The organism is Streptomyces sp. NPDC045846 (assembly GCF_056431605.1).
In genome coordinates, this window is the sequence record NZ_JBWKKJ010000008.1 from 262,787 (window position 1) to 289,019 (window position 26,233).

Below are 26,233 nucleotides of genomic sequence, written 5' to 3' on the forward strand. Positions count from 1 at the left end.
GCTATCGCGGTATCGCTTCGCGGTCGCGGGGACCCCCAGCCAAGACAATCGGAAGCACGGGAAGAGATGTCGGCACCCAATAAGTCGTACGACCCTGTCGAGGTCGAGGCGCTGAAACCGGAAGAGATCGAGCGCATGCGGGACGAGGCGCTCGCCGCCTTCGCCGCCGCGGGCGACCTCGACGCGCTCGCCCAGGCGAAGACCGCGCACACCGGAAGCACCTCGCCCCTCTCGCTCGCCAACCGCGAGATCGGCGCGCTGCCGCCGCAGGCCAAGGCCGCGGCCGGAAAGCTCGTGGGCATGGCCCGCGGCGCCGTGAACAAGGCCCTCGCGGCCCGCCAGGCCGAGCTGGAGGACGAGCGGGACGCCCGGGTCCTGGTCGAGGAGGCGGTGGACGTCACGCTGCCCCACGACCGCGTGCCGGCCGGCGCCCGCCACCCGCTGACCACGCTCTCGGAGCGCATCGAGGACGTCTTCGTGGCCATGGGCTACGAGGTCGCCGAGGGCCCCGAGGCCGAGGCCGAGTGGTTCACCTTCGACGCGCTCAACATCGGCCCGGACCACCCGGCCCGCTCCGAGCACGACACGTTCTTTGTGCAGGGCCAGGACGGGTCGGCGAACTCCGGTGTCGTGCTGCGCACCCACACCTCGCCCGTGCAGATCCGCTCGATGCTCGACCGCGAGCCCCCGGTGTATGTGATCTGCCCTGGCCGGGTGTACCGCACCGACGAGCTGGACGCCACGCACAGCCCGGTGTTCCGCCAGGTCGAGCTGCTCGCCGTGGACGAGGGCCTGACCATGGCCGACCTGAAGGGCACCCTCGACCACATGGTCAAGGCGCTGTTCGGCGAGGGCATCGAGACCCGGCTGCGGCCGAACTTCTTCCCGTTCACCGAGCCGTCCGCCGAGATGGACATGGTCTGCTACGTCTGCCGCGGCGAGTCCGTCGGCAACCCGGACCGGCCCTGCCGCACCTGCTCCAGCGAGGGCTGGATCGAGCTCGGCGGCTGCGGCATGGTCAACCCGAAGGTGCTCACCGCCTGCGGCGTGGACCCCGAGAAGTACAGCGGATTCGCCTTCGGCTTCGGCATCGAACGGATGCTGATGTTCCGCCACAACGTAGAAGACATGCGAGACATGGTCGAGGGTGACGTCCGGTTCACCCGGCCGTTCGGGATGGAGATCTGATGCGGGTCCCGCTTTCCTGGCTGCGGGAGTACGTCGACCTCCCCGCCACCGAGACCGGCCGCGACGTGCAGGCCAGGCTCGTCGACGCCGGCCTCGAGGTCGAGACCGTCGAGCAGCTCGGCGCCGGGCTCAAGGGCCCGCTCGTCGTCGGCAAGGTCCTCACCATCGAGGAGCTGGAGGGGTTCAAGAAGCCCATCCGCTTCTGCACCGTCGACGTCGGCCAGGCCAACGGCACCGGTGAGCCCCAGGAGATCGTCTGCGGCGCCCGCAACTTCGCGGTCGGCGACAAGGTCGTCGTGGTGCTGCCCGGCGCCGTGCTGCCCGGCGACTTCGCGATCGCCGCGCGCAAGACGTACGGCAGGACCTCGCACGGCATGATCTGCTCCAGCGACGAGCTCGGCATGGGCCCGGACACCACGGGCGGCATCATCGTGCTCCCGCCGGAGCACGAGGTCGGCACCGACGCCATCGCGCTGCTCGAACTCGTCGACGAGGTCCTCGACATCGCGGTCACCGCCAACCGCGGCGACTGCCTGTCGATGCGCGGCGTCGCCCGCGAGACCGCCATCGCCTACGGCCTGCCGCTGCGCGACCCGGCGCTCCTGGACGTGCCCGGGCCCAACTCGTACGGCTACCAGGTCAAGATCTCCGACCCGATCGGCTGCGACCGCTTCACGGCGCGCACCGTCACCGGCCTGGACCCCGAGGCCCGCTCCCCGATCTGGCTCCAGCGCCGGCTGCAGAAGGCCGGGATGCGCCCGATCTCGCTCGCCGTCGACATCACCAACTACGTGATGATCGAGCTCGGCCAGCCGCTGCACGCCTACGACCGCGCCCTGGTCGACGGCCCCATCGGCGTGCGCCGCGCCGAGCCGGGCGAGCTCCTCACCACGCTCGACGGCACCCGGCGCAAGCTGGACGCCGCCGACCTCGTCATCACCGACAACCGGGGCCCCATCGGCCTGGCCGGGGTGATGGGCGGAGCCAACACCGAGATCGCCGACTCCGTCACGGACCCCGAGACCGGTGAGGTCAAGGGCACCACCGAGGTCGTCATCGAGGCCGCGCACTTCGACGCGGTCGCCATCGCCCGCACCGCGCGCCGCCACAAGCTGTCGTCCGAGGCGTCCAAGCGCTTCGAACGCGGCGTCGACCCGCAGGCCGCGGCGGCCGCCGCTCAGCGCACCGTCGACCTTCTGGTGCTGCTCGCGGGCGGCACCGCCGAGGCCGGCGTCACCGAGATCGTCTCGCCGTCCGCGCCGCGCACCATCTCCATGCGCGCGGACCACCCGGACCGCGTCGCGGGCATCGAGTACGGCCGCGAGACCGTCGTGCGCCGCCTCCAGGAGGTCGGCTGCGACGCGTACGGGCAGGACGAGCTGGTCGTGACCGTGCCGTCCTGGCGCCCCGACCTCACCGAGCCGAACGACCTGGCCGAAGAGGTCATCCGCCTGGAGGGCTACGCCAACCTGCCCTCCACGCTGCCCAAGCCGCCCGCCGGACGGGGTCTGACGGAGCGTCAGCGCCTGCACCGCAGGGTCGGCCGGGCGCTGGCCGGGGCCGGGTTCACCGAGGCGCCGAGCTACCCGTTCGTCGCCGAGTCCGTCTTCGACCAGCTGGGTCTGGACGCCGACGACGCCAACCGCGCGGTCGTGAAGCTGGTCAACCCGCTCAGCGACGAGGAGCCGGCGCTGCGCACCACGCTGCTTCCGGGCCTCCTCGCCACGCTGCGCCGCAACGACGGCCGCGGCAGCCACGACCTGGCGCTCTTCGAGACGGGCCTGGTCTTCCACCCGTCGAGCACCCCGGGCGTCGCCGCCCGGCTGCCCGTCGACCGCCGCCCCACCGACGAGGAGATCGCCGCCCTCGACGCCGTGCTGCCCGTGCAGCCGCGCCACGTGGGCGCCGTCATGGCCGGTGCGCGCGAGCAGGCCGGCTGGTGGGGCAAGGGCCGCCCGGCCGACTGGGCGGACGCGATCGAGGCCGCGCGCACCGTGGCCCGCGAGGCGGGGCTCGAACTCGCCGTGGAGCAGGGCCAGTACGGCCCCTGGCACCCGGGCCGCTGCGCCGAGCTGTACGTGTCCGGCCAGGGCGGGAAGACCCTCGTCGGGCACGCGGGCGAGCTGCACCCGCGTGTCGTCAAGGCGTTCGGGCTGCCCGCCCGCAGCTGCGCGATGGAGCTCGACCTCGACGCCCTGGAACGGGCCGGCCAGGGCGTGGTCCAGGCGCCGAGCATCTCCACCTTCCCGGTGGCCACGCAGGACGTGGCGCTCGTCGTCGACGCCGGCGTCCCGGCCGCCTCGGTGGAGGCCGCGCTGCGCGTCGGCGCCGGTGAACTCCTGGAGTCCATCCGGCTGTTCGACGTCTACAGCGGCGAGCAGGTCGGCGAGGGCAAGAAGTCGCTGGCGTACGCGCTGCGGTTCCGCGCCGCCGACCGCACCCTGACGGTCGAGGAGGCCTCGGCCGCCCGCGACGCCGCGGTGGCCCGTGCCGCCGAGCAGACGGGCGCGGTGCTGCGCGGGGCCTAGCCCGCGCGAGAACGGAACGAGAGGGGCGCACCGGGACTCCCGGTGCGCCCCTCTCGCCGTCCGGGAACAAGCCGTTGACGTCTCACTCGTTCGGGTGAGAAGTCCGGTCGATCTGCGCAAAAGGGCGCGGACGATCGAAAGAATCGGTCCGGCCGTGCAGGCCGGTGCGGCTTCCGGAACCCTGCGGTCCGGTGCACTACAGCGCGCAGTGGCCTAGGGGGGCCGACGGCATGATCCGTACACCGGGATGGACCTCGGCCTGCGCGGCCGCACTCCGCTCCCGCCGGGCCTTCGCCCTCGTCCTGCCGTCCTGCTGGCTCGTCCTGGTGGTCGCCTGGCAGCTGGGCTGCCCGCTGGCCGGCGAGGACGGCATGGGCCTGCGGATCACCACCTGCCTCGCCTTCCTGGTCGCCGTGGTGTGGCTGGCCAACGGCGTACGGGTCACGGCCGAACGGGAGTTGCGGCGCATCCGGCACATCGCCGAGGTCGCCCAGCGGGTGCTGCTGAGGCCCCTGCCCCCGCGGCTCGACGGGATCGCGCTCGCCGCGGGACAGCTCTCGGTGAGCCGCGGCGCCTCGATCGGCGGCGATCTGTACGAGGCGATGTCGACCCCGCACGGGGTCCGGGTCGTCATGGGGGACGTGCGCGGCCACGGGCTGGCCGCGATCGGCGCGGTGGCCGCGGTCCTCGGCAGTTTCCGCGAGGCCGCCCACGACGAGCCCCAACTGGCCGGTCTGCTCAGGAGGCTGGACCGGGCGCTGGCGCGGCATCTGCGGGAGCGCTGCCGCGCCGAGCACCCGGCCGCCGGCGGGGGCGAGCCGGAGAGCCCGCTCGCCGAGGAGTTCGTCACCGTGCTGCTCCTGGAGATCAGGCCCAACGGCGAGGTCTACGCCCTCAACTGCGGCCACCCGTGGCCCTATCGGCTCTGCCGCGGCGCCGAGCAGCTCGCGCCCGGCGACCCGCTGCCGCCGCTCGGCCCCTTCGCGCTCCCCGCCGAACTCACCCCGCTGCGCTGCACCCGGCTGCTGCCCGGCGAGGCGCTCTGCCTGCACACCGACGGCGCCGAGGACGCCCGGGACGGCGCCGGGCGGTTCTTCGCGCTGCGCGAGGCGCTCGCGGACGCGTCCCGCGGCTCGCCCGTGTCGCCGGCCGACGTCGTCGACCGGGTGCGGCGCGCGGTCCTGCACCACACGCGGGGGCGGCTGTCGGACGATGTGGCCCTCCTGGTGCTGCGCAACGACCGGGTCCGGGTGCCCGCCCAGCAGACCAGCGGCGAGGCGGCCGGTGTCCACCGCTGACGGTGGGGCGCCGCCGCCCTGCCGGGAGTGCCGGGCAGCGCGGACAGGGCGGACGGCGCCAGGAGCGGGCCGCCGCACTGTACGAGGGGGAGCCGGCGGCCCGGTCGCCTCGAGGAGAGGCACATCAAAGTGAACCGACTGCGGGCCGCCGTGGGCAGAGAGCGCGGCGCATAAATGCGGGTACTCGCTTCACACCCCGTGTGAACCCGGCTCGTCTACGCTGACTGCACCGAGCCAACGGAGGGCCCCATGCAGCCCAATACCCTGCTCGACGCCCTGGTGGACGAGGCGGGGATCTCGCACGCCGGGCTGGCCGCCCGGGTGAACCAGGCGGGTCGGGCCAGAGGCCTCGCACTCAGATACGAACACACCGCGGTCGCCCGGTGGTTGAAGGGCCAGCGGCCGCGCGGCCAGGTGCCCGACCTGATCTGCGAGGTGCTCGCGGGCCGGCTGCGGCGCCGGGTCACCCTCGACGACATCGGCCTCGGGGTGCCCGGCGAACCGGTCGCCGCGCACGGCTCGCCGCTCGCCGGATTCGTCGAGCGGGCCACCGCCCTGTGGCGCTCCGACGAGCAGCAGCGCACGCACATACTCGACGCCCCCGCCGTCACCGGCACCCCGGCCGTCATGCCCGTATGGGAGTGGGAGAACCCGCCGGAGGACACCGACGTCTCGCGCAACGGGCAGACCGCGGTGGGCGAGTCCGACATCGAGATGCTGCGCTCGGCGCGCGAGCACTACGAGCTGATGTACCGCAAGGCGGGCGGCATCGCGACCCGCTCGCGCATCGTCGGCTTCCTCAACGCCGAGACCGCGCCCCTGCTGCGCGGCGGCTACACGGACGCCACCGGGCGTCAACTGCACCGCGCCACCGGTGGGTTGGTGGCCATCGCGGGGATCTGCGCGTACGACTCCAACGCCCAGGGGCTCGCCCAGCGCTACTTCCACCAGGCGCTGCGGCTCGCGAAGGCCAGCGGAGACAGGGGACTCGGGGCCTATGTCATCGCGCTCCTGGTCAACCAGTCGCTGTTCATGCGGGACTACCGCCAGTCGGTCGCCTTCGCCGAGGCGGCGCTGCGGGCGGCGGGCGGCCGGCTGAGCCCCGCGCTCGCGGCCGATCTGCACGCCATGCAGGCCAAGGCGTACGCGCATCTGGGCGACGGGCAGGGCGCGTTGTCCTCGATCAGGAGCGCCGAGTCGGCGGCCGGGCGGATCAGGCCGGGCCAGGAACCGGCCGAGACCGGCTACGTCCAGCCGGGCCTGGTCAACGTCCAGGTGGCCGAGGCCCTGCTCAGCCTCGGCGATCTGACGGCCGCGCGCGAACAGGCGGCGCTGGCGGCCGACGAGCCCTCCCACGACAGGGGCAGGGTGCACCGCCTTGCGATGCTCGCGCAGATCGAGCTGCGACAGGGCGACGCGGACCGGGCCGTGGCCACCGCGGTCGAAATGGCGGAGCGGGCCCGGGGGATGGAGTCGCAGCGATTGCGTGATCGGCTGCGCCTGGTGCGCGAGCACCTGGTCGAGAGCGGTTGCGCCGGCGCCGACGAAGCCGCCGAGCTGATCGACGGGGCACTTCGCGTTCCCCTGTAACCGTCAGCCTGCTGCGATATTGCCATCTACTTGTCGGAAGGTGGCAGAAACGTGCAGTGGACGAACCTGAGCGAACAAACTGTGTATGAGAATCGCTGGTTTCGGGTCAACCTCGCGGACGTAGAGCTTCCGGACGGTCGGCACCTGGACCACTTCCTGATCCGGCTGCGGCCGGTCGCCGTCGCGACCGCGGTCAACGCCGCCAACGAGGTGCTGCTGCTGTGGCGGCACCGCTTCATCACCGACAGCTGGGGCTGGGAACTGGCCGCCGGAGTCGTCGAGGACGGCGAGGACATCGAGGCCGCCGCCGCCCGGGAAATGGAGGAGGAGACCGGCTGGCGGCCGGGACCGCTCAAACCCCTGCTGACCGTCGAGCCCGCCAACGGGCTCATCGACGCCCGGCACCATCTGTTCTGGTCCGAGTCGGCCGAGTACATCGGCCACCCCGAGGACGACTTCGAGTCGTCCCGGCGCGAGTGGATACCCCTCAAGCTGGTGCCCGACATGGTCGCCCGAGGGGAGGTCCCGGCCGCCAACATGGCGGCCGGACTCCTACTCCTGCACCATCTGCGGCTGGGCGACGGCTAGCCGCAGGACGGGCTAGTGGCCGAGGGCCTGCCACACGGCGAATGAGAGGGCGCCGACGGCGGTCAGCACGGTGAGGGCGGGGAGCGGCCACCTGAGGTGTTCCAGGGCCGCCACCCGCCCCACCGCGTCGGTCAGTTCGCGCTCGGTCTGCTCGCCCCGCTGGGCGAGCAGCGCGAGCTGCCCGTCCAGATGGGCCATGCCGACTTCCAGGCGGCGGCGTAACTCCGCCAGTTCGTCGACGGTGGTCGAATGTCCCGAGTGGGTGGACACGGTGTGGCTCCTTAGTCCTGTTCCGGACGTGCCAGGGAGGTGCTGGCTCAGAGTCAACTCGCCGTGGCCCAGGGACGGGAGCGTGTGCGATGGGCATATGCGGGCTCGTTCCGCACACCCGGTGTGCGCGGGACGAGCCCGGCTCATGCCTTTCAGACGTATACCCGCGTATACAGAAGTACGCCGCTTTACTCAGGCGTACGAGTAGAAACCGGACCCGGTCTTCCGGCCGAGCCGTCCCGCGTCGACCATCCGCTGGAGCAGCGGGGGAGCGGCGTACAGGGGCTCCTTGAACTCGTCGTACATCGAGTCCGCGACCGAGGCGACCGTGTCCAGGCCGATGAGGTCGGAGAGCTTCAGCGGGCCCATCGGATGGGCGCAGCCCAGCTCCATGCCGTTGTCGATGTCCTCGCGGCTGGCGATGCCCGACTCGAACATCCGGATCGCGGAGAGCAGGTACGGGATGAGGAGCGCGTTGACCACGAACCCGGAGCGGTCCTGGGCGCGGATCGCGTGCTTGCCCAGCACCTTCTCGACCAGCACCTGGGCCCGGCTGATGGTGCCCTCGGAGGTGGTGAGCGCGGGAATGAGCTCGACGAGCTTCTGCACCGGCGCCGGGTTGAAGAAGTGGATGCCGATGACCTGGTCGGGGCGCGAGGTGGCGACCGCGAGCTTCACCAGCGGGATGGAGGAGGTGTTGGAGGCCAAGATCGCGTCCGGGCGGGTCACCACCTGGTCGAGGACCTGGAAGATCTCGGTCTTGACCTGCTCGTTCTCCACCACGGCCTCGATCACGAGATCGCGGTCGGCGAACTCGCCCAGGTCGGTGGTGAAGCTGAGGCGGCCGAGCGTCGCGTCGCGCTCCTCTTCGGTGATCTTGCCGCGCTCGGCGGCCTTCGAGAGGGAGTTGTGCAGCCGGGTGCGGCCGATCTCCAGGGCCTCGCCGGTGGTCTCGGCGACCTTGACGTCCAGACCGCTGCGGGCACACACCTCCGCGATGCCCGCGCCCATCTGGCCACAGCCCACAATTCCGACGCGTTCGATGTCGGTCACATCGTGCCTTTCGCTCTACTGCAGTCCCCGGCAGGTCCCCCGTGTGATTCCGGCGCCCGCCTTCGGCCCCTGACGTTACTCCGGACGCGCGCGTGCATGCGGGGCCGGGGCGGGCATGCTGTCCGGTACACCTGGGCGATGGGACCTGAGCGAGGGGTGTGACGTGGGGCGAATCACGCGGCGGGGCTTCGTGGCGGGCACGGCCGGAGCGCTGAGCGGGCTGGTCACGACGGGCGGCGCGGTCGCCGCGGGCCGGGGCGGGACGCTGGAGCGGGCCGTGCGGGAGGTGGCAGCCGGACACCGCGGGCGGGACTTCCGCGGGGTGTGGGTGGCCACGGTGGCCAACCGGGACTGGCCCTCCCGGCCGGGTCTGTCCGCCGGTGCCCAGCGCGCCGAGATCCTGGCCCACCTGGACAAGGCGGTCGAGCGGCGGCTGAACACGGTGGTCCTCCAGGTCCGCCCGACCGCCGACGCGCTCTGGCCGTCCCCGTACGAGCCCTGGTCCGAGTGGCTCACGGGGAGGCAGGGCGAGGACCCCGGCTGGGATCCGCTGGGCACCGCCGTCCGCGAGGCGCATGAGCGCGGCCTCGAACTGCACGCCTGGTTCAACCCGTACCGGATCGCCAACCACACCGACCTCACGCGCCTGGTCCCGACCCATCCCGCGCGCGTCCACCCCGACTGGGCCGTGCCGTACGGCGGCAAGCTCTACTACAACCCGGGCCTGCCCGAGGTCCGCCGTTTCGTCGAGGACGCCATGCTGGACGCGGTGCGCCGCTACGGCATCGACGGCGTCCACTGGGACGACTACTTCTATCCGTATCCGGTGGCGGGCCAGGGCTTCGACGACGACGCGGCGTACGCGCGGTACGGCTCGGGCTTCCCGGACCGCGACGCCTGGCGGCGCCACAACATCGACCTGCTGGTGCGCGAGACGGCTGCCCGGATCAAGCGGATCGACCGCCGGATCCGGTTCGGCATCAGCCCGTTCGGGGTGTGGCGCAACGCGTCGAGCGACGGGCGCGGCTCGGCGACCACGGCCGGCGTCCAGACCTACGACGACCTGCACGCCGACACCCGCAGATGGGTGCGCGAGGGCTGGATCGACTACATCTGCCCGCAGGTCTACTGGAACATCGGCTTCCGCGCCGCCGACTACGCGGTCCTGGTGCCCTGGTGGGACGAGGTGGCCCGGGGCACCGGGGTCGACCTGTACATCGGCGAGGCGTTGTACAAGGCGGGCGATCCGGCGCAGCCCGCCGCCTGGCAGGACCCGGCGGAACTGTCCCGCCATCTGACCCTGGCCCAGCGCCACGGCTCCGTCCGCGGCCACTGCTTCTTCGCCGCGAAGGAGGTCACCGAGGACCGCATCGGGGCCATGGCCCGGGTCGTCGCCGACCACTACCGGGGGCGGGGCCGCTGAGACCCCACGCCCTACGCGTCCTCGGAGATGTGCCGCACCACGGTGTCGGGGCCCGGTGACATCAGGGTTTCGTGGCCGTCGTCGAACCGGACCCGGAAGGGAGGCGTGCCCTCGGGTCCCAGAACCTCGATGACCTCGGCCCGGCGGTCCTGCTGGCCGACGGTCCTGCCGTGCACAAGGAGTGTGTCGCCCACGCTTGCTCGCATGCCGCCAGTCTAGGACGGCGGGCGCGAGTCGGCCCTGCCCACGACCGGACCCGGCGGCCTCAGGTCCGGGCCCGCTGCGTCACGGCGATGCACACCAGGACGCCCACCGCGGCGAGCGGCGCGGCCGGGGACAGGTGCTCGCCGAGCAGCAGCACCGACCAGAACAGCGTGAGCAGCGGCTGCGCCAGCTGGAGCTGGCTGGCCCGGGGCACGCCGATCGCGGCGAGGCCGCGGTACCAGACGTAGAGGCCGAAGAAGTTGGACCCGGCGGCCAGCCACACCAGCCCCGCGACGCCGTGCGCGGTGAGCCGCCAGGGCTCGTACGCGAGCGCCACCGCGGCCCCGGCCAGGGCGAACGGCAGGCACAGCACCAGCGCCCAGCCGACCACGTGCCAGCCCGGCATGACCGAGGCGAGCCGGCCGCCCTCGACATACGCGGCCGCGCAGACGAGCAGCGCGGCGAACAGGTAGACGTCCCCGCCGGACAGGGCGCCGCCGCTCTGCTGCACGGTGAACGCGGCCACCACGGCCGCCCCGGCCAGCGCTGCCGCCCAGAACGCGCGGGACGGCCGACGCCGGGTGCGCAGCGCGCCGAACGCGGCCGTGGCCAGCGGCAGCAGTCCGATCACCACGGCCGCGTGCGAGGTCGTCGAGGTCCGCAGGGCGATCGTGGTGAGCAGCGGGAAGCCGATCAGCGAGCCGCCCGCGACGACCGCGAGGCCCGGCCAGTGCGCCCGGTCGGGGAACGGCACCCGCTCCCCGAGCAGCAGCGCCCCCGCGATCAGCGCCGACAGGGCGATCCGCAGCGTCACCAGGGACCAGGGCCCGAAGCTGTCCAGACCCCAGACGGTGGCGGGGAAGGTGAGGGAGAAGGAGACCACGCCGAGCCCGGCGAGCAGCGCCCCGCCCGGCAGGACGGAACCGGAGCCGCCGTCCACGCCGACCGCTATCGTCACTGGAGTAGTAGCGCTATTCTGTGCTGTCATGCATGAGCGTAGCAGTGTGGCGGAACTGGCGGAATCCCTGCGGAGCGAACTCAACCGCTACTCCATCGGTGGAAAGCTGCCGTCGAGTCGGGCGCTGGTCGAGCGCTATCGGGTCTCCCCGGTGACGGTCTCTCGCGCGCTCGCCCAGCTCGTCGCCGAGGGCCTGGTCGTCACCCGCCCCGGCGCGGGCGCCTACCGCGCCGAGCCGCGCACCCTCGCCGCACGCACCGGCGACACCTCCTGGCAGGAGGTGGCGCTCAGTGCGGACGGCGCCACCGAGGCCGCCCCGCGCACGGTCGACGCCTCCGGCGTCCTGGCCACCCTCACCGTCCCGCAGACCGGCGTCATCGACCTCAGCGGCGGCTATCTCGATCCCGGGCTCCGTCCCGAGCGGGCGATGGCCGCCGCCCTCGGCCGGGCTGGCCGGCGACCCGGCGTCTGGAGCCGCCCGCCCGTGGACGGCCTCACCGAGCTGCGGGAGTGGTTCGCCCGCGAGATCGGCGGCACCGTCACCGCCGCGGACGTCCTGGTCACCGCGGGCGGCCAGACCGCCCTGACCACCACGCTGCGCGCGCTCGCCACCCCCGGCGCCCCCGTCCTCGTCGAGTCGCCCACCTACCCCGGCCTCCTGGCCATCGCCCGGGCCGCCGGGCTGCGCCCCGTCCCGGTCCCCGTCGGTCCCGACGGCATCCGCCCCGAACTCCTGACCCGCGCCTTCGACGCCACCGGCGCCCGCGTCCTCATCTGCCAGCCCCTCTTCCAGAACCCGACCGGCGCCCTCCTGCCCCCGGACGGGGGCCGCGAAGTGGTCCGCATCGCCCACTCCTTCGGCGCGTTCGTCGTCGAGGACGACTTCGCCCGGCGTCTCGCCCACCAGGACGCGGGCCCGCTGCCCGCCCCGCTCGCCGCCGACGACCCGGACGGCGTCGTCGTCCACGTCTCCTCCCTCACCAAGGCGACCTCACCGAGCCTGCGGGTCGGTGCGCTCGCCGCCCGCGGCCCCGTCCTGGAACGCCTGCGCGCCATCCAGGTCGTCGACTCCTTCTTCGTGCCCCGCCCCCTCCAGGAGACCGCCCTCGAACTCGTCGGCTCCCCGGCCTGGGGGCGCCATCTGCGCGCCGTGTCCGCCGAGTTGACCGCCCGCAGGGAATCCCTGGCCGCCGCCGTCCTGCACCACCTCCCCGAACTCGCCCTGCCCCACATCCCCTCCGGCGGCTACCACCTCTGGCTCCGGCTGCCCGATGGCGCGCCCGAGAGCGCCGTCGTGTCCGCCGCGCTGCGCGCCGGCGTCGCCGTGGCCCCCGGACGCCCCTACTTCAGCGCCGAACCCCCGGCGGGCCACCTCCGCCTCGGCTTCGCGGGCGTGGCGGGCCGCGCGGAGATCTCCGAGGCGGTACGCAGGCTGCGCACGGCCCTGGACGGGGTGCTGGGCCGACCCGCCTGATGGGGCGCCGAGCCGATATCGCTCTCCTGGCACAAGCGTGGCACCCGCCACTGACAACCGGCCCGCGCCCTGGGAGGCTCCCGGCATGAACGACGTGACCTTCCGCGAGTACGTGATCTCCACCGACCCGGACCGCCTCGACGCGGCCCGCGTCCACCACTGGCTCTCGACGGACGCCTACTGGGCGCTCGGCCGCAGCCGCGACAAGCAGGACGCCGCCATCGCGGGCTCCCTCAACTTCGGCGCGTACGAGTCGGGTTCGGGGGAGCAGGTCGCCTATGCGCGGATCGTCACCGACCACGCCACCTTCGCCTGGCTCTGCGATGTGTACGTCGATCCCGCGGCGCGCGGCAACGGCCTCGGCACGGCGCTGGTGACCGCCGTGCGGGACCACCTGGAGCCGGCCGGGCTGCGCCGGATCCTGCTGGCCACGGCGGACGCCCACGGGGTCTACGAGAAGATCGGTTTCCGCACGCTGGAGACCACGGACAAGTGGATGGCGCTCGGCGTGCAGTAGGAGTACGGCGCTCCGCACCCCGCCCGGCTCGGGATCAGCTCAGCTCGCGCACGACCCGGGCCGGGTTGCCGACCGCGAGCACGTTCGGCGGCAGGTCCCTGGTGACGACGGCGCCCGCGCCCACCACGGTGTTCGCGCCGATCGTCACGCCGGGGCAGACGATCACCCCGCCGCCGAGCCACACGTTGTCGCCGATGGTCACCGGCAGCGCCCTCTCCCAGCCGGCCCGCCGCCGCTCGGCGTCCAACTCGTGCGTGGGGGTGAGGAGTTGGACGTTCGGGCCGATCTGTACGTCACGGCCCACGGTGATAGGGCCGGTGTCGAGGAAGACACCGCCGAAGTTCACGAACGTACCGGCGCCGATGCTGATGTTGTAGCCGAAGTCGCACTGGAACGGCGCCCGCACGCGTACGGAGTCACCGACCGAGCCCAGGAGGTCTTCGAGGATCCGCTGCCGGTCGGCGGGCGGGGCCGTGGTGGCCGCGTTGTAGGCGGCGCACAGCTCGACGCGGCGCTCCGTGTCGGCGCGCAGTTCGGGGTCGTCCGGCAGGTACCACTCGCCCGCCAGCATCAGCCGCTTGTTCTCACCCACGAGTGCCCCTCCCGGACCGGTTGCCCGGAACGGTACGACATCCGCCGGGCGACCGGGGGCGCGCAGAGGAGAGTGCCCCTGCGTGCCGGGCACGCGAAAAAAAGTTCGCCGCGGACCCGCGTTCCGTGTCGATCCGGCCGGGCCCCGTTCGTATAGATGGTGAGGGCGGCCCCGCCGGGGCGGCCACCGGCCGAGGAGAACGTCATGACGGACGCGAAGTACTACCTGCTCAGCGTGGTCCAGCCGACCGAGGGAACCCCGCCCGCGCCCGAGGAGATGGCACGGATCACGGCGGACCTGGAGGCCTTCCACCAGGAGCTGAAGGACGCCGGGGCCTGGGTCTTCGCCGGGGGCCTCGCCGCACCCGGCACGGCCACCGTGCTCCGCGCGAAGGGCGGCGACGTGCTCACCACCGACGGCCCCTACATCGAGAGCAAGGAGTACCTGGGCGGGCTGTGCATCGTGAAGGCGCCCGACCTCGACGCCGCGCTCGTCTGGGGCCGCAAGGCGCTGCGGGCGACGACGCTGCCCATCGAGGTGCGGCCCTTCCACGGCCGGGCCGAGGAGTGAGGAACCCCGGGCCCGGCGACCAGGCCGCGATCGAGCGGATCTTCCGGGCGGAGTACGGCCGCGCGGTGGCCGTCCTGGTCCGCGTCCTCGGCGACATCGACCTCGCCGAGGAGGCGGTGCAGGACGCGTTCACGACGGCGGTGGCCCGCTGGCCCCGGGACCGGCTGCCGCCCAGCCCGGCCGGCTGGATCATCACCACCGCCCGCAACCGGGCCGTGGACCGGCTGCGCCGGGAGGCGACCCGCGCCGACCGGCAGGCCGAGGCCGTCCGGCGGGCCGAGGCCGTCCGGCGGGCCCGGCTGTACGCCGCCGACGAACCCGCCGAGGAGGGCCCCGTGCGCGACGACCGGCTCCGTCTCGTCTTCACCTGTTGCCACCCCGCGCTCGCCCCCGCCGCCCAAGTCGCCCTGACGCTACGGCTGTTGGGTGGGCTCAGCACCGCGGAGATCGCCCACGCCTTCCTCGTGCCCGAGCCGACCATGGCCCAGCGCCTGGTGCGGGCCAAGCACAAGATCCGCGAGGCACGCATCCCGTACCGGATCCCGCACGAGGCGGACCTCCCCGACCGGCTCGCCGCGGTGCTCGCGGTGGTCTACCTGATCTTCAACGAGGGGTACGCGGCGAGCTCGGGCGAGCATCTCGTACGGGACGACCTGTGCGCGGAGGCCGTGCGCCTGGGCCGGCTCCTGGTCGAGCTGATGCCGGACGAGCCGGAGGCCCTCGGTCTGCTCGCCCTCATGCTGCTCACCGAGTCCCGCCGGGCCGCCCGCGCGATGCCGGGCGGCGAACTCGTGCTCCTCCCGGACCAGGACCGCACGCGCTGGGACCCCGAACTCATCGCCGAGGGACAGGAGTTGGTGCGTCGCTGTCTGCGCCGCGACCGGCCGGGCCCGTACCAGATCCTGGCCGCGATCAACGCCGTGCACAGCGACGCCGCGACGCCGGGGGCCACGGACTGGCAGCAGATCCGGCAGCTGTACGACCAGCTGCTCGCCCTCGCGCCGACCCCGGTGGTGGCGCTCAACCGGGCCGTCGCGGTGGCGGAGACACAGGGCCCGGCCGAGGCCCTCGCCCTCATCGACGCCCTCGACCTGGAGCCGTACCACCTCTTCCACGCCACCCGGGCGGACCTGCTGCGCCGCCTGGGGCGCGGCGAGGAGGCGGCCCGGGCGTACGCCGAGGCGCTCGACCGCACGGCCAACGCGGCGGAACGGGCCTTCCTGGAGCGGAGGTTGGCGGAGCTGGGCGTCCAGCGCGGGGAACCCCCGCGCGGCCGGGCCACGTGACCGGGCCCGACGTCACGTCCCGTCGGGTGAGCCCGCCGTCTCGGGACTGGCGACCTCCCAGGCCGCCTCGATCATCCGGAAGACCTCGTCCACCGCGGCCTGCGGGTCGGCCGCCTCGCGGGCCAGTGCGTAGGCGTCGATCACGAAGCGCGCCACGGCCCGGCAGGCCGTCGCGGTGTGCGGGAGGCCGGGATCGGCGGCGATGGCCGCGGCCAGCGACTCCGCGTGACGCAGCCGCATGGACTCCTCGTACTCCCGCAGCGCGGACGACTGGTCGATCATGCGCCAGATCGGCGCGGCGCCCTCCGCCGCGCAGTGGCGTACCTGGGCGTGGATCTCGCGGCGGAGGGCGGGCATGAGCGGCTCGTGGGGCGCCCGGTCGGTGACCGCCTGGACGAGACCCTGCTCGAAGTTCGCGTCCTGCTCGAACACGAGGGCCTCTTTCGAGGCGAAGTGGGAGAAGAGCGTGGTGACGGCGACGTCGGCCTCGGCGGCCACGTCGCGGATGCCGACCGCGTCGTACCCGCGTTCCAGGAAGAGCCGCAGGGCGGCGTCGGCGATGTTCTGGCGGGTGGCGGCCTTCTTGCGCTCGCGGCGGCCGGGCGACTCGGTCATGGCGTGATGCTACCAGCTGCGAACCAGAAGCCGTTGTGAAAAAGTAACGGCTAGTGTAATGCTTGGAGGGCCGGGAGCTGCGGTGTTCGGCGCTCGCCGCGTGCTTCCGGCACGCTTCCGGGCACGTTGGAGAACCGCACGGGTTCGCGCCGGAGCACCGGGTCAGGACGGATCGAGCACGCGGAAGGCGTGGCTCTCCGGATCGGCCAGCCAGGTCCACGGGGCGTCGTCCTGACCGAGGTCGGGACCGGTTGCGCCGAGGGTCCGCAGCCGGTCCGCCTCCGCCGCCCTGTCGCCGCCGGGGTACGGCATGAGGTCGAGGTGGACGCGGCCCGGCACGGCCTCGCCGCCCGGAACGCGGAGGAACTCCAGGAACGGGCCGACGGCGCGGGCGGAGCGCAACGCCGCCTGGTCGTCGGTCACGTGGTGCACCGTCCAGTCGGTGGCCCCGCCCCAGAACCGCGCCATGGCCCGCGGGTCCGCACAGTCGACCACCACCGCGGCGATGGGCCCGGTGCCCCGGTAGACCTCCCGGGGTTCCAGCACGCAGAACTCGTTGCCCTCCGGATCGGCGAGGACCGTCCACGGCACGTCGTCGCCCTGCCCGACCTGGGCGGGAGTCGCGCCCAGACCCTTCAGGCGCGCGACCAGTTCGGTCTGATGGGCCGCGGAGGCGGTGGCGAGATCGAGGTGGACGCGGTTCTTCGTCGCGGTCTTGGGCTCCGGAACGGGGACGACGTCGATGCCGAGAACACCGGGCTCCGGCCGGAGCGGGCCGCCGTCGGGGCCGACGCGGGTGATCGCGCCGAGGTCGTACGCGCTCCAGCCCAGTGCCTGGGCCCAGAACCCGCCGACCGCCGCGTGGTCGAGAACCCTGATGTTCACCGTCACGGGTCGCAGTGCCATGTCGGCGATCCTATGCACCGGCTCCGACGACGGGACGGAGCCTCGGGGGCGTCCCGCTGACGGAGCCCTACCAGGGGACGGTCTCACCGAAGCGGTCCAGATAGGCCAGGCCCTTGGCACCGAGGTGAGCGAGGAGGACGTCCACGAGGAGCGGGGTGCTCTCTTCCACCGTGTACGGGGCGTCGTCGCCGCCGAGGGCGGTGCGGATCCAGCCCGAGGCGAGGAGCGGCAGGGAGCGGTCCGTGTCGGGCTGCCGGGCGGCTTAGCTGCGCATGAGCATGTTGAGCGCGGCTTTGCCGGTGCGGTAGACCTCGCGCAGCCCGTTGATGTTGTTGGTGATGCTGCCCTGGCCGGAGGACATCGCGCCGATGAGGCCGCTCGGGGTGACCAGGTCGTCGAGGCCCCGGCGGTCGAGCGGGTCGACGACGCGGCCCCGCGCGCGTGCGAGGGCCCACGGCGCCCCCGATAACCCTTTGCATAAAACTGCATGGCTGCGTATAGTCATGCCATCACCGAGGAGGATTCGATGGCGGCGGTACGTGCGGCAGTGGCAGGGGCCAGTGGGTATGCGGGCGGGGAACTGCTCCGTCTGCTGCTCGGGCACCCCGGGGTCGAGATCGGGGCGCTGACCGCGAACTCCAACGCCGGGCAGCTGCTCGGTTCGCTCCAGCCGCACCTCGTTCCGCTGGCCGGGCGCACTCTGGAGCCCACCACCCCTGAGGTGCTCGCCGGGCACGACGTGGTCTTCCTGGCGCTGCCGCACGGCCAGTCGGCCGCGGTGGCCGAGCGGCTCGGGCCGGACGTCCTGGTCGTCGACATGGGGGCCGACTTCCGGCTCCGGTCCGCGGCCGACTGGGAGAGGTTCTACGGCTCGGCGCACGCCGGGTCCTGGCCGTACGGGCTGCCCGAACTGCCGGGCGCGCGGGCCGCGTTGGAGTCCACGCGGCGGATCGCCGTGCCGGGCTGCTACCCGACCGCCGTCTCCCTCGCGCTCTTTCCGGCGTACCGGAACGGTCTCGTGGAGAGCGACGCCGTGATCGTCGCCGCCACCGGCACCTCCGGCGCGGGCAAGGCGCTCAAGCCCCACCTGCTGGGCAGCGAGGTGATGGGCTCGATGTCTCCGTACGGCGTCGGTGGCGGGCACCGGCACACCCCCGAGATGATCCAGAACCTGAGCGCCGTGGCGGGCGAGGACGTCACCGTCTCCTTCACGCCCACCCTCGCGCCCATGTCCCGCGGCATCCTCGCCACCTGCTCCGCGAAGGCGAAGGACGGTGTCACCGCCGATTCCGTACGGGCCGCCTACGAGAAGGCCTTCGCGGACGAGCCGTTCGTGCACCTGCTCCCGGCGAGGCAGTGGCCCGCCACCGCCTCCGTGTACGGGTCCAACTCCGCACACGTGCAGGTGGCGTACGACGAGAGCGCCGGGCGCGTCGTCGCGATCAGCGCCATCGACAACCTGACGAAGGGCACCGCCGGCGGCGCGGTGCAGAGCATGAACATCGCCCTCGGACTCGACGAGTCGACGGGCCTTTCCACGATGGGAGTTGCGCCGTGAGCGTGACGGCAGCCAAGGGATTCACGGCGGCGGGCATCGCCGCCGGGATCAAGCAGAACGGCAACCCGGACCTGGCCCTCGTGGTCAACACCGGGCCGCGCCGAGCCGCCGCGGGCGTCTTCACCTCCAACCGCGTCAAGGCCGCCCCGGTCCTGTGGTCCGAGCAGGTGCTCAAGGGCGGCGAGGTGAGCGCCGTCGTCCTCAACTCCGGTGGCGCCAACGCCTGTACGGGCCCCCAGGGATTCCAGGACACCCACGCCACGGCCGAGAAGGTGGCCGAGGTGCTCGAAGGGCACAGCGCGGGCGAGGTCGCCGTCGCGTCCACCGGGCTCATCGGCGTGCTGCTCCCGATGGACAAGCTCCTGCCCGGCATCGAGCGGGCGGCCGCCGAGCTCTCCGCGCACGGCGGCGAGAAGGCCGCCATCGCCATCAAGACCACCGACACCGTGCACAAGACCAGCGTCGTCACCAAGGACGGCTGGACCGTGGGCGGCATGGCCAAGGGCGCGGGCATGCTCGCGCCCGGGCTCGCCACCATGCTGGTCGTGCTCACCACCGACGCCGACGTCGACGCGGCCACGCTCGACAAGGCGCTGCGCGACGCCACGCGGCAGACCTTCGACCGGGTCGACTCCGACGGCTGCATGTCCACCAACGACACCGTGCTGCTCCTCGCCTCGGGCGCCTCTCAACTCGTCCCGGAATACGGGGACTTCGCCGAGGCCGTACGGGCCGTGTGCGACGATCTGGCCCGCCAGCTCATCGGGGACGCCGAGGGCGCCTCCAAGGACATCCGCATCGAAGTGATCAACGCGGCGAGCGAGGACGACGCCGTCGAGGTCGGACGGTCCATCGCGCGGAACAACCTGCTCAAGTGCGCCATCCACGGCGAGGACCCCAACTGGGGCCGGGTGCTCTCCGCCATCGGCACCACGAAGGCGGCCTTCGACCCCGACCGGCTCAACGTCGCGATCAACGGTGTCTGGGTCTGCAAGAACGGCTCCGTCGGCGAGGACCGCGACCTCGTCGACATGCGCTACCGGGAGGTGCGGATCACCGCCGACCTCGCCGCCGGGGCCGGCGAGCCCGTCGTCATCTGGGCCAACGACCTCACCGCCGACTACGTCCACGAGAACAGCGCGTACAGCTCATGAGCGCCCACCCGTCTCCCGCCACCACCCTTCCAAGGAACGGGCCGCGCCCATGAGTACCCGTAAACACACCGCACTGCCCAAGGCCCAGACCCTCATCGAGGCGCTGCCCTGGCTGACCCGGCACCACGGCAAGACCGTCGTCATCAAGTTCGGCGGCAACGCCATGGTCGACGAGGAGCTCAAGGCCGCCTTCGCGCAGGACGTGGTGTTCCTGCGGCAGTCCGGCCTCAAGCCCGTCGTCGTGCACGGCGGCGGACCGCAGATCAGCGCGCAGCTCGACAAGCACGGCCTGGTCAGCGAGTTCAAGGCGGGTCTTCGGGTCACCACGCCCGAGGCCATGGACGTGGTGCGCATGGTGCTCGCCGGGCAGGTGCAGCGCGAGCTCGTCGGGCTGCTCAACCAGCACGGGCCGCTCGCGGTCGGCATGACCGGCGAGGACGCCCACACCATCACGGCCATCCAGCACCGCCCGGAAATCGACGGCGAACTGGTCGACATCGGCCGGGTCGGCCAGATCACCGCGATCGACCCGGGCGCCATCCAGGCGCTCCTGGACGACGGCCGCATCCCGGTCATCTCCTCGATCGCCCGTTCCCAGGACGACGGACATGTCTACAACGTCAATGCTGATACGGCGGCTGCGGCACTCGCTGCTGCGCTGGGCGCCGAGACCCTGATGGTCCTCACCGACGTCGAGGGCCTGTACGAGGACTGGCCCAACAGCGACGACGTGATCAGCAAACTGACGGCAAGTCAGCTGGAGAAGCTGCTGCCCGAGCTCTCCAGCGGCATGGTGCCCAAGATGGAGGGCTGCCTGTTCGCGGTGCGCAACGGGGTCAACACCGCGCGCGTCATCGACGGGCGGGTCCAGCACTCGATCCTGCTGGAGATCTTCACCGACGAGGGCATCGGCACGATGGTCGTGCCCGACGCACCGGGCACACCGGACGGACAAGGGGGAGTGCGGTGACCAACCAGGAGCTCGCACAGCGCTGGCAGCACGTCATGACGGACAACTACGGCACGCCGAAGCTCGCGCTCGTACGCGGTGCCGGCGCCACGGTGTGGGACGCCGACGGCACCCAGTACGCCGACTTCGTGGGGGGCATCGCGGTCAACGCGCTCGGCCACGCCCACCCCGCGGTCGTGCAGGCCGTCACCCAGCAGATCGCCTCGCTCGGCCACGTCTCGAACCTGTTCGTGGCCGAGCCCCCGGTGGCGCTCGCCGAACGTCTCATCCAGCTCTTCGGCCGGCCCGGGCGCGTTTTCTTCTGCAATTCGGGTGCCGAGGCCAACGAAGGCGCCTTCAAGATCGGGCGGCTCACCGGGCGCATCCACATGGTCGCCACCACCGGCGGTTTCCACGGCCGCACGATGGGCGCGCTCGCGCTCACCGGCCAGCCGGGCAAGCAGGAGCCCTTCCGGCCGCTGCCGGGCGACGTCACGCACGTGCCGTACGGGGACGCCGAGGCGCTCCGGTCGGTGGTGACCGAGGAGACCGCGCTGGTGATCATCGAGCCCATCCAGGGCGAGATCGGGGTCGTCGTGCCACCGGCCGGATACCTGGAGGCGGCCCGCGAGATCACCCGCGCCACCGGGACGCTGCTCGTCCTCGACGAGGTGCAGACCGGCATCGGCCGGACCGGCACCTGGTTCGAGCACCAGCGGCACACGGGCGTCGACCCGGACATCGTGACCCTGGCCAAGGGGCTCGGCGGCGGGCTCCCGCTGGGCGCGACCGTCGCCTTCGGCGCGGCGGCCGAGCTGCTGAAGCCCGGCATGCACGGCACGACCTTCGGCGGGAACCCGGTCGCCTGCGCCGCCGGACTCGCTGTCATCGACACGCTGTCCGCCGACGGAGCGCTCGACCAGGTCAAGCGGACCGGTGAGAAGCTGCGGGACGGAATCGAGGCGCTGGAGCACCCGTTGGTCTCCCATGTCCGTGGTGCGGGGCTGCTGCTGGGTATCGTGCTCAACGAGCCCCTCGCACCCCGGGTGCAGCAGGCGGCTCAGGATGCCGGCTTCCTGGTCAACGCGCCCGCTCCCGATGTCGTACGGCTCATGCCGCCGCTCATCATCGGTGACGCGGAGGCGGACGCGTTCCTCCAGGCCCTGCCCGGTGTTCTCGACGCAGCAGGCGGGGACGGACGATCCGGAGAATGAGACGACGATGACCGACGAGGCGCAGGACTTCGAGCCGGGCGGCCCCGCCGTACCGCAGACCCGCACCGCCCGCCACCGCCGGATCGTGGACATCCTCAACCGGCAGCCGGTGCGGTCCCAGAGCCAGCTCGCCAAGCTGCTCGCGGACGACGGGCTGAGCGTCACCCAGGCGACGCTCTCCCGCGACCTCGACGAGCTCGGCGCGGTGAAGATCCGCAACACCGGCGGCGAGCTGATCTACGCGGTGCCCAGCGAGGGCGGCTTCCGCACGCCGAAGGCGCCCCTTGGCGAGTCGGCGAAGGAGGAGCGGATGCGCAGGCTCTCGGCCGAACTGCTGATCTCCGCCGAGGCCTCCGCCAACCTGGTGGTGCTGCGCACCCCGCCGGGTGCCGCGCAGTTCCTCGCCTCGGCCATCGACCAGGCCGAACTGCACGACATCCTCGGCACGATCGCGGGGGACGACACCCTCATGCTGATCAGTCGCGACCCGTCGGGCGGGCAGGCGCTGGCCGACCATCTGCTGCGGCTGGCCCAGAACGACCACCGCTGAAGCCTCGACTCCCGCTCGTGACGGGCGGGTTCAGTAACGGGTGATCGCGGTCGGCCCGTGCTCGGTGCCGATCGCGATGTGCGGGCGCCGGGCCGGGTCGGCCCAGGCCAGTACCTCGGCCATCGCGTCGGCCGGCACCGAGACGCACCCGGCCGTCGCGCCGCGCCCGTTGACGTGCAGGAAGATCCCGGCGCCCCGGCCGCGTACCGGGCGCCGGTAGTTGAAGCCGATGACCATGGCCCGGGCGTACTGGTCCGCGTACGCCGTCAGATGTTCCGCCTCGCTCGCCCGGCAGTCCCGGGGCAGGCCCTCCACCCAGCGGTTGTAAGCGCGGGACTCGTTGTCCTCGCACCACCAGGACCGGTCCGTGGCGCGCCGGTAGGGATAGCGGGTGCCGGGGGGCGCGGCCGCGACCCCGAAGGCGTACGGCAGCGGGAACAGGCCGGTCGGCGTCGTGTCGGTGCCCTGGACGCGCGCGTTCTGCTCGACCAGGCCCTTCGCGCCGAACCTGGCCGGCGCCGAGCCCACCGCGACCCAGCGTCCGTCGCGCCGGTCCCACCAGGTGAGCCTGCCCGTGGTGGCCCCGGTGGCGGGCGCCTCGGCGGTGAGCAGCTGACTGCCGCCACCGGTGCGGGCCATCCGTTCGGGCAGCGGCGCGGGGTGCGGTGGCGAGGCGAGCGGGACGAGCAGGGACGCGAGGAGCAGGGCGGCGGTGCGCATGCTCCGGACCGTATGCGCCGCCGCCCCGCCCGGCCGCCCGGAGCCGCGCGGATTGCTCCGTACGGGAGCGAACGGTGCGTCAGGCCGCGCGCCTGGGCAGCGGAAGCGGCAGTCCCGGCAGTCCGTCGATGCTCGTGGCGACGTGCTCCTTCTTCTCGAAGTACGCGCTCAGGCTGTCGTCGTCCTCGCGCGCGAACCGCTTGGCGTGCAGGTCGCGGTCCTCGTCGTACGTCATGAAGGGGACGGCGTACCCGCAGGTGTCGCGGACGAGTTCGGCGGTGACCACGACGACGGCGCGCAGGCCGTGCAGGGCCGGGTCGATGGCGGGGAAGTGGCCGACGAGCTCCTCGAAGCGGGGGTCGTCGCGGAAGACCGGCTCACCCCGGCCGTGCACGCGCACGATGTTCGGCGGCCCCTGGAAGGCGCACCACATCAGGGTGATCCGGCCGTTCTCGCGCAGGTGGGCGATGGTCTCGGCGTTGCTCCCGGCGAAGTCGAGGTAGGCCACGGTCCGCTCGTCGAGCACCGCGAAGGAGCCCGCGAGGCCCTTGGGGGAGAGGTTGATGGTCCCCTCGCCGTCGAGCGGGGCGGTGGCGGTGAAGAAGACGTGCTGCTCCTCGATGAAGGTCCTGAGGCGGCCGTCGATGCGTTCGTAGGTCTTTCCCATGGGCCGGATTATCCGCCGCGGACGCTGGTGGCGGCAGGGGGTTCTCACCGGGTGGGGCAGGGGCCCACGGGGGAGGGCGGGCCCGGAGTCCATTGACAAAACATACGGGTCATTGCATAGTTATGCTCAACGAATGCTTCGCCGGACTCCTCGGCCCGCGGGCCACCCGTACCGGCCGAGGATCCCCGCACACCCCGGCCCCGGCCCGGCCACGACCTCGCGTCCGCACGACTCGTTATACGGCCGCCTCCCCGCTCCTCCGCGGCGGGGAGGCGGTGGCACATCCATCCCTTCTGAGGAGCTTGAGCTGTGAGCAGCAACAACGGTGACGTCCGGCTCTGGGGCGCCCGGTTCGCCGACGGCCCCGCCGAGGCGCTGGCGAACCTGTCCGCGTCGGTCCACTTCGACTGGCGGCTCGCGCCGTACGACATCGCCGGCTCCCGCGCGCACGCCCGGGTGCTCCACAGGGCGGGCCTGCTCACGGCCGACGAGCTCCAGCGGATGATCGCGGGCCTGGACCAGCTCGAAAGCGACGTCGCCGACGGCTCCTTCGCCGGCACCATCGCCGACGAGGACGTGCACACCGCCCTGGAGCGGGGCCTGCTCGAGCGCCTCGGACCCGACCTCGGTGGCAAGCTCCGGGCCGGCCGCTCCCGCAACGACCAGGTCGCCACGCTCTTCCGGATGTACCTGCGCGACCACGCCCGGATCATCGGCGGCCTGATCGCCGAGCTCCAGGACGCCCTTGTCGGCCTCGCCGAGGCGCACGCGGACGTCGCCATGCCCGGCCGCACCCACCTCCAGCACGCCCAGCCGGTCCTCTTCGCCCACCACGTGCTGGCCCACGTCCAGTCGCTGTCCCGGGACGCCGAACGGCTGCGCCAGTGGGACGAGCGGACCGCCGTCTCGCCGTACGGTTCGGGCGCGCTCGCGGGCTCCTCGCTCGGGCTCGACCCCGAGGCGGTCGCCGCCGACCTCGGCTTCGAGCGCGGCTCGGTGGGCAACTCGATCGACGGCACCGCCTCGCGGGACTTCGTCGCGGAGTTCGCCTTCATCACCGCGATGATCGGCGTGAACCTCTCGCGGATGGCGGAGGAGGTCATCATCTGGAACACGAAGGAGTTCTCCTTCGTGACCCTCCACGACGCCTTCTCGACCGGCTCCTCGATCATGCCGCAGAAGAAGAACCCGGACATCGCCGAACTGGCGCGGGGCAAGTCCGGCCGCCTCATCGGCAACCTCACCGGCCTGATGGCCACGCTGAAGGCGCTGCCGCTCGCCTACAACCGGGACCTCCAGGAGGACAAGGAGCCGGTCTTCGACTCCTGCGACCAGCTGGAGGTGCTGCTGCCCGCCTTCACCGGGATGATGGCCACGCTCACCGTCAACCGGGAACGGATGGAGGAGCTCGCCCCGGCCGGGTTCTCGCTCGCCACCGACATCGCCGAGTGGCTGGTCAAGCAGGGGGTGCCGTTCCGGGTCGCGCACGAGGTCGCCGGGGAGTGCGTCAAGGAGTGCGAGGCGCACGGCATCGATCTTGACCAGCTCACCGACGAGCAGTTCGCGAAGATCTCCCCGCACTTGAAGCCCGAGGTCCGTACGGTCCTCGACGTGGCGGGCGCGCTCGCCGCCCGCGACGGCCGCGGCGGCACCGCCCCCTCGGCCGTGGCCGTCCAACTGGCGGAGGTCAAGGCCGACTTGGCGGTCCAGCACGCCTGGGCGAACGCAAAGAAGTAGCTCCGCCGGAGGCGATCTTCACCCTTGGCCCCGATGAGACGTTGATGTCTCATCGGGGCTAGGGTTGTCTCATGACCGTGGACCGAGACCAGGTGCTCCGCACCGCCGCCGCCCTCCTCACCCGCAAGGCCACCGCCACCATGGACGAGGTCGCCCGCGCCGCGGGCATCGGCCGGGCCACCCTGCACCGGCACTTCGCCGGACGGGAGGCCCTCGTCAGGGCGCTGGAGGAGCTCGGTATCCGGGAGCTGGAGAGCGCCCTGGACGCGGCCCGGCTCGACGAGGGCGACGCCTCGGGCGCGCTGCGCCGGATGGTCGCCGAGGTGGAACCCGTGGCGGGCCTGCTCGCCTTCCTCGTCACCGAGAACCAGCTCTTCGAGGGCGAGGAGATGAACGCGGGCTGGGCCCGCATCGACGCCCGTGTCTCCGCGCTCTTCCGCCGCGGCCAGGACCGCGGCGAGTTCCGCATCGACCTCACCCCCGCCTGGCTCACCGAGGCCCTGTACGGGCTGGTCGGCGCCGGCGCCTGGGCCGTGCAGGACGGCCGGGTCGCCGCCAAGGACTTCCAGTACATGATCGCCGAGTTGCTGCTCGGCGGCGTACGGCGGAGCGTGGAGAAGTGAC

The 26,233-nt window shown here is 72.7% G+C and carries 26 protein-coding genes and 1 pseudogene; 17 read left to right on the top strand and 10 right to left on the bottom strand.

Annotated elements, in window-relative coordinates; genetic code table 11:
- Window positions 1–66: 66 nt before the first annotated feature.
- From pheS to AC07F3_RS23845, 5 genes are all read left to right on the top strand, one after another.
- The gene (gene pheS, locus AC07F3_RS23825) at window positions 67–1,188 is read left to right on the top strand and encodes a phenylalanine--tRNA ligase subunit alpha (RefSeq protein WP_479116474.1); all 1,122 of its coding nucleotides are present in this window, start codon (window positions 67–69) and stop codon (window positions 1,186–1,188) included.
- Window positions 1,188–3,716 (top strand): phenylalanine--tRNA ligase subunit beta, encoded by a 2,529-nt coding sequence (pheT, locus tag AC07F3_RS23830; protein ID WP_479116475.1) that lies wholly within the window; start codon window positions 1,188–1,190, stop codon window positions 3,714–3,716. Before pheS ends, pheT begins: the two co-directional genes overlap by 1 nt.
- Window positions 3,717–3,946: 230 nt before the next feature.
- On the top strand, window positions 3,947–5,014 hold the full coding sequence (locus AC07F3_RS23835; RefSeq protein ID WP_479116476.1) for a PP2C family protein-serine/threonine phosphatase: 1,068 nt from the start codon (window positions 3,947–3,949) through the stop codon (window positions 5,012–5,014).
- 249 nt (window positions 5,015–5,263) lie between these two features.
- Window positions 5,264–6,604 (top strand): transcriptional regulator, encoded by a 1,341-nt coding sequence (locus AC07F3_RS23840; RefSeq protein WP_479116477.1) that lies wholly within the window; start codon window positions 5,264–5,266, stop codon window positions 6,602–6,604.
- 51 nt (window positions 6,605–6,655) lie between these two features.
- Complete coding sequence (locus AC07F3_RS23845) at window positions 6,656–7,192, top strand: NUDIX domain-containing protein (protein WP_114037959.1); 537 nt, start codon at window positions 6,656–6,658, stop codon at window positions 7,190–7,192.
- Between the two features lie 12 nt (window positions 7,193–7,204).
- Here the strand turns inward: AC07F3_RS23845 and AC07F3_RS23850 are convergent, their stop codons facing one another.
- Window positions 7,205–7,462 carry a hypothetical protein gene (locus AC07F3_RS23850; protein WP_114037960.1) on the bottom strand — a complete coding sequence of 86 codons (258 nt, stop codon included), beginning with the start codon at window positions 7,460–7,462 and terminating at the stop codon, window positions 7,205–7,207.
- Between the two features lie 192 nt (window positions 7,463–7,654).
- Window positions 7,655–8,515: a 3-hydroxybutyryl-CoA dehydrogenase gene (locus tag AC07F3_RS23855; RefSeq protein WP_114037961.1), complete on the bottom strand. Its 861-nt coding sequence runs from the start codon at window positions 8,513–8,515 to the stop codon at window positions 7,655–7,657.
- A gap of 163 nt (window positions 8,516–8,678) precedes the next feature.
- Between AC07F3_RS23855 and AC07F3_RS23860 the strand changes: the two genes are divergently transcribed.
- Window positions 8,679–9,938 (top strand): glycoside hydrolase family 10-like protein, encoded by a 1,260-nt coding sequence (locus AC07F3_RS23860; protein WP_479116478.1) that lies wholly within the window; start codon window positions 8,679–8,681, stop codon window positions 9,936–9,938.
- Window positions 9,939–9,949: 11 nt separating this feature from the next.
- Here AC07F3_RS23860 and AC07F3_RS23865 read toward each other — a convergent pair whose 3' ends face one another.
- Both AC07F3_RS23865 and AC07F3_RS23870 read right to left on the bottom strand, forming a co-directional pair.
- The gene (locus AC07F3_RS23865; RefSeq protein ID WP_479116479.1) at window positions 9,950–10,144 is read right to left on the bottom strand and encodes a DUF1918 domain-containing protein; all 195 of its coding nucleotides are present in this window, start codon (window positions 10,142–10,144) and stop codon (window positions 9,950–9,952) included.
- A 59-nt stretch (window positions 10,145–10,203) separates the two neighbouring features.
- Window positions 10,204–11,130, bottom strand: coding sequence for a DMT family transporter (locus tag AC07F3_RS23870; RefSeq protein ID WP_479116480.1), 927 nt, complete (start codon window positions 11,128–11,130; stop codon window positions 10,204–10,206).
- On the opposite strand from AC07F3_RS23870, the gene AC07F3_RS23875 reads away from it, so the two are divergent.
- Both AC07F3_RS23875 and AC07F3_RS23880 read left to right on the top strand, forming a co-directional pair.
- Complete coding sequence (locus AC07F3_RS23875; protein WP_479116481.1) at window positions 11,129–12,574, top strand: aminotransferase-like domain-containing protein; 1,446 nt, start codon at window positions 11,129–11,131, stop codon at window positions 12,572–12,574. The two genes, AC07F3_RS23870 and AC07F3_RS23875, sit on opposite strands and share 2 nt — an antisense overlap.
- An 85-nt stretch (window positions 12,575–12,659) precedes the next feature.
- A complete protein-coding gene (locus AC07F3_RS23880; protein WP_479116482.1) occupies window positions 12,660–13,091 on the top strand; it encodes a GNAT family N-acetyltransferase in 432 nt (143 codons plus the stop codon).
- Window positions 13,092–13,125: 34 nt separating this feature from the next.
- Here the strand turns inward: AC07F3_RS23880 and AC07F3_RS23885 are convergent, their stop codons facing one another.
- Entirely contained in the window at window positions 13,126–13,683 is a 558-nt protein-coding gene (locus AC07F3_RS23885; RefSeq protein ID WP_479116483.1) for a sugar O-acetyltransferase, read from the bottom strand.
- A gap of 204 nt (window positions 13,684–13,887) precedes the next feature.
- Here AC07F3_RS23885 and AC07F3_RS23890 point away from each other — a divergent pair, with 204 nt between their 5' ends.
- Complete coding sequence (locus AC07F3_RS23890; RefSeq protein WP_479116484.1) at window positions 13,888–14,253, top strand: YciI family protein; 366 nt, start codon at window positions 13,888–13,890, stop codon at window positions 14,251–14,253.
- Window positions 14,250–15,539: an RNA polymerase sigma factor gene (locus AC07F3_RS23895; RefSeq protein WP_479116485.1), complete on the top strand. Its 1,290-nt coding sequence runs from the start codon at window positions 14,250–14,252 to the stop codon at window positions 15,537–15,539. The genes AC07F3_RS23890 and AC07F3_RS23895 overlap by 4 nt, the downstream gene beginning before the upstream one ends.
- Window positions 15,540–15,551: 12 nt before the next feature.
- On the opposite strand, the gene AC07F3_RS23900 is transcribed toward AC07F3_RS23895, so the two are convergent.
- The 3 genes and pseudogenes from AC07F3_RS23900 to AC07F3_RS23910 form a co-directional block, all read right to left on the bottom strand.
- Window positions 15,552–16,154, bottom strand: coding sequence for a TetR/AcrR family transcriptional regulator (locus AC07F3_RS23900; RefSeq protein ID WP_479116486.1), 603 nt, complete (start codon window positions 16,152–16,154; stop codon window positions 15,552–15,554).
- A 162-nt stretch (window positions 16,155–16,316) separates the two neighbouring features.
- Window positions 16,317–17,060: a VOC family protein gene (locus tag AC07F3_RS23905; RefSeq protein ID WP_479116487.1), complete on the bottom strand. Its 744-nt coding sequence runs from the start codon at window positions 17,058–17,060 to the stop codon at window positions 16,317–16,319.
- 67 nt (window positions 17,061–17,127) lie between these two features.
- Window positions 17,128–17,460 (bottom strand): annotated as a pseudogene (locus AC07F3_RS23910) (Rossmann-fold NAD(P)-binding domain-containing protein); the annotation flags it as partial.
- A gap of 126 nt (window positions 17,461–17,586) precedes the next feature.
- On the opposite strand from AC07F3_RS23910, the gene argC reads away from it, so the two are divergent.
- The 5 genes from argC to AC07F3_RS23935 are packed head-to-tail and all read left to right on the top strand — an operon-like array spanning window position 17,587 to window position 22,485.
- Window positions 17,587–18,618 (top strand): N-acetyl-gamma-glutamyl-phosphate reductase, encoded by a 1,032-nt coding sequence (argC, locus tag AC07F3_RS23915; protein WP_479116488.1) that lies wholly within the window; start codon window positions 17,587–17,589, stop codon window positions 18,616–18,618.
- A complete protein-coding gene (gene argJ / locus AC07F3_RS23920; protein ID WP_479116489.1) occupies window positions 18,615–19,772 on the top strand; it encodes a bifunctional glutamate N-acetyltransferase/amino-acid acetyltransferase ArgJ in 1,158 nt (385 codons plus the stop codon). The genes argC and argJ overlap by 4 nt, the downstream gene beginning before the upstream one ends.
- 49 nt (window positions 19,773–19,821) lie before the next feature.
- Entirely contained in the window at window positions 19,822–20,742 is a 921-nt protein-coding gene (gene argB, locus AC07F3_RS23925) for an acetylglutamate kinase (RefSeq protein ID WP_479116490.1), read from the top strand.
- A gap of 35 nt (window positions 20,743–20,777) precedes the next feature.
- Window positions 20,778–21,935 carry an acetylornithine transaminase gene (locus AC07F3_RS23930; RefSeq protein ID WP_479116653.1) on the top strand — a complete coding sequence of 386 codons (1,158 nt, stop codon included), beginning with the start codon at window positions 20,778–20,780 and terminating at the stop codon, window positions 21,933–21,935.
- Between the two features lie 7 nt (window positions 21,936–21,942).
- On the top strand, window positions 21,943–22,485 hold the full coding sequence (locus AC07F3_RS23935) for an arginine repressor (RefSeq protein WP_053723584.1): 543 nt from the start codon (window positions 21,943–21,945) through the stop codon (window positions 22,483–22,485).
- A gap of 30 nt (window positions 22,486–22,515) precedes the next feature.
- On the opposite strand, the gene AC07F3_RS23940 is transcribed toward AC07F3_RS23935, so the two are convergent.
- Together AC07F3_RS23940 and AC07F3_RS23945 are read right to left on the bottom strand one after the other, a co-directional pair.
- Complete coding sequence (locus AC07F3_RS23940; RefSeq protein WP_479116491.1) at window positions 22,516–23,205, bottom strand: L,D-transpeptidase family protein; 690 nt, start codon at window positions 23,203–23,205, stop codon at window positions 22,516–22,518.
- Between the two features lie 79 nt (window positions 23,206–23,284).
- On the bottom strand, window positions 23,285–23,872 hold the full coding sequence (locus tag AC07F3_RS23945) for a pyridoxamine 5'-phosphate oxidase family protein (RefSeq protein WP_479116492.1): 588 nt from the start codon (window positions 23,870–23,872) through the stop codon (window positions 23,285–23,287).
- Between the two features lie 309 nt (window positions 23,873–24,181).
- Between AC07F3_RS23945 and argH the strand changes: the two genes are divergently transcribed.
- Together argH and AC07F3_RS23955 are read left to right on the top strand one after the other, a co-directional pair.
- The gene (argH, locus tag AC07F3_RS23950) at window positions 24,182–25,609 is read left to right on the top strand and encodes an argininosuccinate lyase (RefSeq protein WP_479116493.1); all 1,428 of its coding nucleotides are present in this window, start codon (window positions 24,182–24,184) and stop codon (window positions 25,607–25,609) included.
- Between the two features lie 71 nt (window positions 25,610–25,680).
- Window positions 25,681–26,232, top strand: coding sequence for a TetR/AcrR family transcriptional regulator (locus AC07F3_RS23955; protein WP_479116494.1), 552 nt, complete (start codon window positions 25,681–25,683; stop codon window positions 26,230–26,232).
- Window position 26,233 lies beyond the last annotated feature (1 nt).

Bases quoted from the DNA above. Each gene is read 5' to 3' on its own strand.
- AC07F3_RS23945 (WP_479116492.1), bottom strand. From the start codon at position 23,872: ATGGGAAAGACCTACGAACGCATCGACGGCCGCCTCAGGACCTTCATC.
- AC07F3_RS23930 (WP_479116653.1), top strand. From the start codon at position 20,778: ATGACGGACAACTACGGCACGCCGAAGCTCGCGCTCGTACGCGGTGCC.
- argB (WP_479116490.1), top strand. From the start codon at position 19,822: ATGAGTACCCGTAAACACACCGCACTGCCCAAGGCCCAGACCCTCATC.
- AC07F3_RS23900 (WP_479116486.1), bottom strand. From the start codon at position 16,154: ATGACCGAGTCGCCCGGCCGCCGCGAGCGCAAGAAGGCCGCCACCCGC.
- pheT (WP_479116475.1), top strand. From the start codon at position 1,188: ATGCGGGTCCCGCTTTCCTGGCTGCGGGAGTACGTCGACCTCCCCGCC.
- AC07F3_RS23870 (WP_479116480.1), bottom strand. From the start codon at position 11,130: ATGACAGCACAGAATAGCGCTACTACTCCAGTGACGATAGCGGTCGGC.
- AC07F3_RS23890 (WP_479116484.1), top strand. From the start codon at position 13,888: ATGACGGACGCGAAGTACTACCTGCTCAGCGTGGTCCAGCCGACCGAG.
- AC07F3_RS23875 (WP_479116481.1), top strand. From the start codon at position 11,129: ATGCATGAGCGTAGCAGTGTGGCGGAACTGGCGGAATCCCTGCGGAGC.
- AC07F3_RS23835 (WP_479116476.1), top strand. From the start codon at position 3,947: ATGATCCGTACACCGGGATGGACCTCGGCCTGCGCGGCCGCACTCCGC.
- argC (WP_479116488.1), top strand. From the start codon at position 17,587: ATGGCGGCGGTACGTGCGGCAGTGGCAGGGGCCAGTGGGTATGCGGGC.
- AC07F3_RS23940 (WP_479116491.1), bottom strand. From the start codon at position 23,205: ATGCGCACCGCCGCCCTGCTCCTCGCGTCCCTGCTCGTCCCGCTCGCC.
- AC07F3_RS23840 (WP_479116477.1), top strand. From the start codon at position 5,264: ATGCAGCCCAATACCCTGCTCGACGCCCTGGTGGACGAGGCGGGGATC.
- AC07F3_RS23935 (WP_053723584.1), top strand. From the start codon at position 21,943: ATGACCGACGAGGCGCAGGACTTCGAGCCGGGCGGCCCCGCCGTACCG.
- AC07F3_RS23905 (WP_479116487.1), bottom strand. From the start codon at position 17,060: ATGGCACTGCGACCCGTGACGGTGAACATCAGGGTTCTCGACCACGCG.
- AC07F3_RS23955 (WP_479116494.1), top strand. From the start codon at position 25,681: ATGACCGTGGACCGAGACCAGGTGCTCCGCACCGCCGCCGCCCTCCTC.
- pheS (WP_479116474.1), top strand. From the start codon at position 67: ATGTCGGCACCCAATAAGTCGTACGACCCTGTCGAGGTCGAGGCGCTG.
- AC07F3_RS23865 (WP_479116479.1), bottom strand. From the start codon at position 10,144: ATGCGAGCAAGCGTGGGCGACACACTCCTTGTGCACGGCAGGACCGTC.
- AC07F3_RS23880 (WP_479116482.1), top strand. From the start codon at position 12,660: ATGAACGACGTGACCTTCCGCGAGTACGTGATCTCCACCGACCCGGAC.